At 47.8% G+C, this 6,714-nt stretch carries 7 protein-coding genes and 1 other annotated feature; of the genes, 1 reads left to right on the top strand and 6 read right to left on the bottom strand.

Annotated features, from left to right (window positions below; all coding sequences use genetic code 11):
* The 6 genes from B2899_RS16585 to B2899_RS16560 all read right to left on the bottom strand — a co-directional run.
* On the bottom strand, positions 1 to 1,046 hold a 1,046-nt coding region (locus tag B2899_RS16585; protein ID WP_286887235.1), incomplete at its 3' end, for a class I tRNA ligase family protein.
* A 140-nt stretch (positions 1,047 to 1,186) separates the two neighbouring features.
* Positions 1,187 to 1,427, bottom strand: a binding site (T-box leader).
* 69 nt (positions 1,428 to 1,496) lie between these two features.
* Positions 1,497 to 2,168 (bottom strand): ABC transporter ATP-binding protein, encoded by a 672-nt coding sequence (locus B2899_RS16580; RefSeq protein WP_286887234.1) that lies wholly within the window; start codon positions 2,166 to 2,168, stop codon positions 1,497 to 1,499.
* Entirely contained in the window at positions 2,168 to 3,376 is a 1,209-nt protein-coding gene (locus tag B2899_RS16575) for an ABC transporter permease (RefSeq protein ID WP_146808314.1), read from the bottom strand. Before B2899_RS16575 ends, B2899_RS16580 begins: the two co-directional genes overlap by 1 nt.
* Positions 3,377 to 3,653: 277 nt before the next feature.
* Positions 3,654 to 4,085 carry a c-type cytochrome gene (locus tag B2899_RS16570; protein ID WP_146808313.1) on the bottom strand — a complete coding sequence of 144 codons (432 nt, stop codon included), beginning with the start codon at positions 4,083 to 4,085 and terminating at the stop codon, positions 3,654 to 3,656.
* 21 nt (positions 4,086 to 4,106) lie between these two features.
* On the bottom strand, positions 4,107 to 4,598 hold the full coding sequence (locus tag B2899_RS16565; protein ID WP_170230104.1) for a cbb3-type cytochrome c oxidase subunit II: 492 nt from the start codon (positions 4,596 to 4,598) through the stop codon (positions 4,107 to 4,109).
* Positions 4,599 to 4,621: 23 nt separating this feature from the next.
* Positions 4,622 to 6,004 carry a cbb3-type cytochrome c oxidase subunit I gene (locus B2899_RS16560; RefSeq protein ID WP_170230102.1) on the bottom strand — a complete coding sequence of 461 codons (1,383 nt, stop codon included), beginning with the start codon at positions 6,002 to 6,004 and terminating at the stop codon, positions 4,622 to 4,624.
* Between the two features lie 301 nt (positions 6,005 to 6,305).
* On the opposite strand from B2899_RS16560, the gene B2899_RS16555 reads away from it, so the two are divergent.
* Positions 6,306 to 6,578 (top strand): hypothetical protein, encoded by a 273-nt coding sequence (locus tag B2899_RS16555; protein ID WP_286887230.1) that lies wholly within the window; start codon positions 6,306 to 6,308, stop codon positions 6,576 to 6,578.
* Positions 6,579 to 6,714 lie beyond the last annotated feature (136 nt).

Below are 6,714 nucleotides of genomic sequence, written 5' to 3'. Positions count from 1 at the left end.
CCTACGTAGTGCATATGTTCTTCGATTTTAAATAGAACGCCCTGCTCTTGAAGGTCGCGCACGATGTTTTTGCGACATTCGAAACGATCTTGTCCCTGATAGCCGGCGGCGTTCTCGTTCATCTTGCCCCCTTCATCCATGACGAGGATCTGCGGTAGGTTATGGCGCTGGCCGATCTCGAAGTCATTCGGGTCATGCGCAGGCGTGATCTTCACCGCACCGCTTCCGAATTCACGATCTACGTAATCATCGGCAACAATCGGGATCTCACGACCGACAATCGGAAGAACCACCGTCTTGCCCACCAAATCTTTATATCGTTCATCTTCCGGATGCACGGCTACCGCTGTATCGCCCAGCATCGTCTCCGGACGCGTGGTCGCCACTTCGATATAACCGGTGCCGTCTTTCAATGGATAGCGCAAATGATACAGCGCACCTTGTACATCCTTATATTCTACTTCAATATCAGAGAGGGCCGTGCGGGTGACTGGATCCCAGTTAATAATATATTTGCCGCGATAGATAAGCCCTTTTTCGTACAGGCGGACAAACACTTCGCGTACCGCACGGGACAGTCCTTCATCCAGTGTAAAACGCTCGCGGCTGTAATCGAGCGAAAGGCCCATTTTCGTCCATTGTTCGCGAATAATGCCGGCGTAACGCTCTTTCCACTCCCATACTTTCTCCACAAACTTCTCACGGCCCAGATCATGACGTGTGATGCCTTCTTCGCGCAGCGTTCCTTCTACGCGCGCCTGTGTGGCGATACCGGCATGGTCCATGCCCGGAAGCCAGAGTGCGTCATAGCCCTGCATTCTCTTAAAACGAACCATAATATCCTGCAGCGTATTATTCAGCGCATGGCCGATATGCAGGTTTCCGGTTACATTCGGCGGCGGAATCACAATGGTGAACGGCGCTTTGCCCTTATTTCGTTCAGCTTTGAAGTAGCCGTTGTCGCGCCAGAACGGATACCATTTCGCTTCCGCCTGTTTCGGTTCATATTTGGTTGGCATTTCAGTTTGATTCGGCTGATTGGACATAAGTTTACCTCCATAAAAAATACTGAAATGATGAGAAATGAAGGAATACAAGATATTATTGTAGAAAAAGGCGAAGGCCTTTTTCCACTTCCTCCTTCTTATCTCGTGTTTTTCATAAAAATAAAAAACCCCCCATCCTGTCAAAGGACGAAGGAGTTTATTCGCGGTACCACCTTTGTTAGCCTATGTGCGCACAAACGGCGCGAGCACAGGCTCACTTGCAATAGGATAACGGGATTTACCCGGTTTGCCCTACTGGATTTTCGTTCAGGCAAACGGCTCCGAGGCTACCTTCTATCAGTACATCCATACAGACCTTCCACCGTTGGTCCGCTCTCTGGCATGGCATCCCGATATACTCTTCCTCTTCAACGCCAGTATACATATATACTTATGCACTATCCATTGTACCCAGTTTAGAAAGAAATAGTCAATATACCTTTCTTTCTCTTATTTCTCACCTGCAACCCGGCCGTCTTTAAGCTGAATGACACGTCCGGCTTCGCCGGCAAGTTTCATATCGTGAGTTACCATAATGACGGTCTTGCCCTGGGCGTTCCACTCTTTAAACAAATTCATAATTACATCGGCATTATATGCATCTACCGCACCGGTCGGTTCATCGGCCAAAATCACGTCCGGCTTATTGATCAGCGCACGGGCGAGCGCCACCCTGCGCTGCTCACCGCCGCTCAACTGGTAGGGAAGATTCTCCAACTTATCACCCATACCGACCCGTGCAAGCATTTCCCTGCCCCATTCTTCATCGCTTGCCTTATAGGTACGGTGTACAGTTTTCGGCAGCAGCACATTTTCCAGCGCGTTCAGCGTCGGAATTAAGCTTGGGAACTGAAAAATAAAGCCGCAGCGTTCCGCGCGGATGCGGGTCCGTTCCGTATCACGTAAATCCGTTACATCCTTGCCGTCAAATCGTACAATACCTTCCGTCGGCCTCTCCAATAGGCCAGCCATCGCAAGAAACGTCGACTTACCGCTGCCTGACGGTCCGACGACCGCAACGAACTCGCCTGCTCCGATTGTTTCGCTTACATCGCTCAGCGCATGTACTTTTCGCTCCCGCCCAATCCGATACGTTTTGCAAATATTCTCAAGTACAATCATTAATACTCGCCCTCCCGAATCGCTTCATACGGCTGCAGCTTCAGTGTCGAGCGAACCGGAAAGAAGGCGGCCACAATCGCAATCAGTGTCGTTATTGCAGTCGTCCCCAGGCCAATGAGCAAACCTGTCGACCAATCCGGGAACAGCATTGGCAGTTGCAGCAGCTGCAGAATCAGGATGCGGTTGTCATACAACGCCGCTGCGGCTGCAAACGAGCCAAAAGTTGCTCCAATAACCGAAGCAAACCCCGCTTCCATCAACAACAGACGGAACGTAACAGCTCGTGAAGCCCCCATGGCTCGCAGCATACCAATTTCCTTCTGACGCTCACTGATAAGAGCGGTGAACATCGTCATAACCTGCAGGGCGCTCATAATAAGGACTAACCCGATCATCATATAGCTCATCATTTTTACCGGGAATACCTGCTTATTTACCGTCTCCTGCAAGCCGCTTCCTTTCACTACGTCTACGTTCAAATTCATCCGGTCAATCTGCCGGCTCACAAACTCTTCCATGCCCGGCTTGGTTTTAACAAGAATAATGGAAATCGAGTTTTCCGGAAAATCCAGCTTGTTCTTTTTATGATTCAGCTCCCGTGCAGCGTCCAGCGTAATAAAAAGCGTTTTATCGGTTCCCATACCGGTGGGAAAAATCATGTTTTTCAGCATAAAATCTTTGCCGAATAACGTGACCCACTCCTGCATATATTCGTTATCAAAATGATAAATATAGTTCTTTCCACCGGCTTCCGCTCCGGCAATCAAATCGTACTTCCCGATCTGTTTCTCAGTGGCCGTCCAATTCTTCAGCGTAAAATCGGTTTTCGGATCGTAAGCTACGACAGGAAAATCCCCGGATGTCTGACAGCACACGGTAGAGACCGTTTCCAAATACAGCTGCGGAGAAGCCGCCTCTACTTCACTGATTGTACGGACTTTATCCAGTACGCTCTCCGGCATGTAGAACTTGGTCGGAGTACCTGAAATAATCATGTCTCCCGCCTGACCGCCAAAACCTTTGGGCACCACCATCAAACTGGCGCCAAGGCGGCTTGCGCTTGCGGCGATGCTTCGCTCCATGGAAAACACAAAAAAATAGCTTACAAACAAAATAAAAGCGGTAATAGCGGCGCTACCTGCAAGCAAAACGGTCCGTGACATTTTCCGCCGTAAATTACGCCAGGCCACCGTGGAAAGCTTCTTCATTCCTTGTCACACCTCTATATCTCTCAGCCTCTTTTTCCATTATAGCAAAGTGCTAATAAAATTTACTGAGGTGATTGTGTCAATCCCGCGACGATAAAATTTTAATCATCATAAAGAAAAGCCCGCTAATAACTGTAAACCAGAGAATGTAATAAATAATCTGTACGCCGCTCAGCATGCTTGTTCACCACTCTCTTCCTTATTTTTCCCTTATTATACCACCAGGAACAGGCAAAGCAAAAAGACCAGAGGAAAGATCCATCTGGTCTTTGTCTGCTTATTTCAATGTTTTTAGGAACTCAACCATGGAATCCTGCTGATCCGGTGTCCAGGAAGCCCCGAGCGGCGGCATACCACCACGGCCTTTGGTCAGTACTTCTTTAACTCCCTCTGGCTTCAGCTTATCCACTACACCGTGCAGCGTCGGAGCCGCGCCTCCCATACCGCCATTAAAATCAGCGCCATGACAGGCAATACATTGGCCGGAAAGTCCTTTTCCTACTTCCGCACTTACACCCTGGGCCGCCTCACCGCCGGCCGGACGTTCGTCGATTCCTTTTACAGTTAATGCATAACCGACAGCCCAGATGGCAAGCACGGCATACACGACAATCAGGAAACGAGGGACTTTTCCGTGGCCTTGCTTCATACCCATTACTTCATCAATATGGTCTTCATGATGCTCATGGTTTTTGTGTTTATCAGACATGTCGTCGCCTCCTTTTCCCAACTATTTCGCCGGAGCCGGTTTCAGGCTCATCAAGTATGCAACAAGGTTATTCAGGTCTTCGTCGCTCAGGTAATCATATTTTGGCATGATAGAGCCAGGAACAATCTTTTGCGGGTCCTTTAAGTGTTCAATATTCCATTCTTTGCTTGTACGGGCACCTACCCACATTAAGTCCGGGCCAGTACGGTTAGAACCAAACAGGTGTGGTTTGTCATAGGCATAATCACCAGGTACGGTCACAGGACCGATATTCATCGCCAGGTCGGCTTTAACCGGACGTACAACCTGCGTATGGCAGGTGTTACATCCGTTTGCAATGTATACTTGACGCCCTTTCGCTTCCGGAGAATCCGGAGCATAGTTACGCGCTTCCGCATTCGCGGTCGGCGTCATCATCTCTTTATCAAAGAACGGAAGGATAATCGTCGCGAACGTCCCCATCATAAAGAGCGCAATAGCAGCAAGATAAATAGCTAACGCGTTTCTTTCCAAAGTTGTCCCCTCCTCGGGATAGATTAAGCAACAACGCTTTCTTCGTCAGAAACAAATTTCGTGCCGGACTTCACAGTTTTCCAGATGTTGAATGCAAAGAAGAATTGACCGACAATCATCATCGTACCACCAACGGCGCGCCATACAATCAGCGACTGTACGGTGTTAATGGTCTCGATGAACGGCTTGCCTTCCATCCATGCAAAGCCCTGAATAACACCGGCAATCCAAAGGGTAAAGGCAAACATCAAGAAACCGATAACGGAGAAATAATAGTGCAGGTTCATTAAAGTTTTACTGTAAATATTGCGGCCTGTAAGGCGCGGAATCGCATAGTAAATCGTAACGAAACATACAAACGAGAACGCGGCAAACGGAGCCATATGTGCGTGGCCTACAACCCAGTGGGTGAATTTAACAACCGCGCTTACCTGCATAAGCGCCTGGAACGGTCCCTGCAGACACGCCATCAGATAGAAGATTGCAGCAGTAATAAGGAATTTCATGCTTACATCCTCAGACACTTTGTGCCATACACCACGCATAGTGCCAAATACGTTTGCAAGTACAGTCCAAACCGGGATAATCAAAAGAACGGAAGGAATGATGCCCGCTTTCATCAACCATACCGGAATCGGTCCGTTTACCAGATGGTGCGGTCCGTTCCATACGTAAATCGTAGCGATGGTCCAGAAACCGATAAGCGAAAGCTTATGGCTGTATAATGGCTTACCTGTAAGCTTCGGCAGCAGGTAGTAAATTTGGCCGATACCTACAGTGGTAAACCACAGACCGAGAACGTTATGCCCGTAGAACCAGTTCATGTTCGCCTGCGCGGCGCCGCCTACGATGGAAGACGGAATGTTACCAACCGTCCATACGAGCGGCAGCCAGATTAAAGAGCCGACAAAATACCAGATAGAAACATATAATTGCTTTTCCTGGCGCTTCGCGATAGTCATGAAAAGGTTAATCGACATCAACACACAAAGAACAACAACACCAAGGTCAAGAATCAACGGCAGTTCAGCATATTCCACCCCTGTAGAATAACCCATGCAAATAGCAACAACAGCGGCAACGATAGCCAGATTCCAAATAATGCAGGTCAGATTCCCCAGTTTCTCACTCCACAACGGCGTGCGTGTTAGCTTCGGAATAATGTAGAACATAGCGCCAACCATTGCCATTGACAACCATGCCAGCAGAATGCCATTGGTGTGAATGATACGGATGTGGGCGTATGTCAATGCGAAGTTCAAAGCATCCTGACCCTGAAAATAGAGAAAATCAGGGTCAATTTGCTTTATCGCCACAACAAGACCGGCCAGCATCGACACAATCAGCCAGAACATTGAGGTGTACCAGAAATTCTTTGCGGTACTAAATGGAGCATTACTTAACATGTTGTGAACCTCCCCCTTTAATGTGTAAGTAATATTTCGCATTAAAAATGCTTTGTTTCATAGTGTTTTCATCCTGAAATGTGGAATTTAGGAATTAAACACTACAAACACAACAATAGCTTGACACAGCAAATAAACAATGCGGTAATAGTGTTAAACTATGCTCTGGCATTTGTTAATTGCTACGCTTTTAGGATATATCCATATTCTAAGAGGGTCAATTATCATTTACCGAGAAAGTTTGTCGACTTCGTGACAATGATTTCAAATTGAACGTATAGGAAAAAAGGAGGAGCTTTTTATGGCTCCTCCTTTTTGTGGCAGTATTCACCTCTCTTTACGCGCCCGCGTATACTGGCAGCAGGAAAATGCTCAGAAAGGAGCTGCCCCGATGAAAGGACGCTGGCGTTATCATCCATTCTACTTAAAAGTCAGGTTCGGTGCTTTACAGCTTATTGTTCCGTTTATTATTTTCCAGTTTATTCGCACTCTCTTGTTCCCCACATCCTTCGATGTAGTTCTGCTCATGCTGCTTGCCCTGCTGTATGCCGCCATTTTATGTGACTGGATATAAAACAAGCCGCAACCTTGTCTGGCTGCGGTTCATTTTTGTATAACGGAAAAAGCAAATCTGTGCATCTTCGGAAGAAGCCGAAGATGCTTTTGCCATGTTTTCGTACGCCGCCGCGCGTGCTCCTCCCGCTGCTCTT

This window comes from Aneurinibacillus sp. UBA3580, assembly GCF_002375825.1.
In the GTDB taxonomy this organism is placed as follows: domain Bacteria; phylum Bacillota; class Bacilli; order Aneurinibacillales; family Aneurinibacillaceae; genus Aneurinibacillus; species Aneurinibacillus danicus.
The sequence above is the reverse complement of the archived record's forward strand: the minus strand, read 5'-3'. Positions and strand labels throughout refer to the sequence as shown.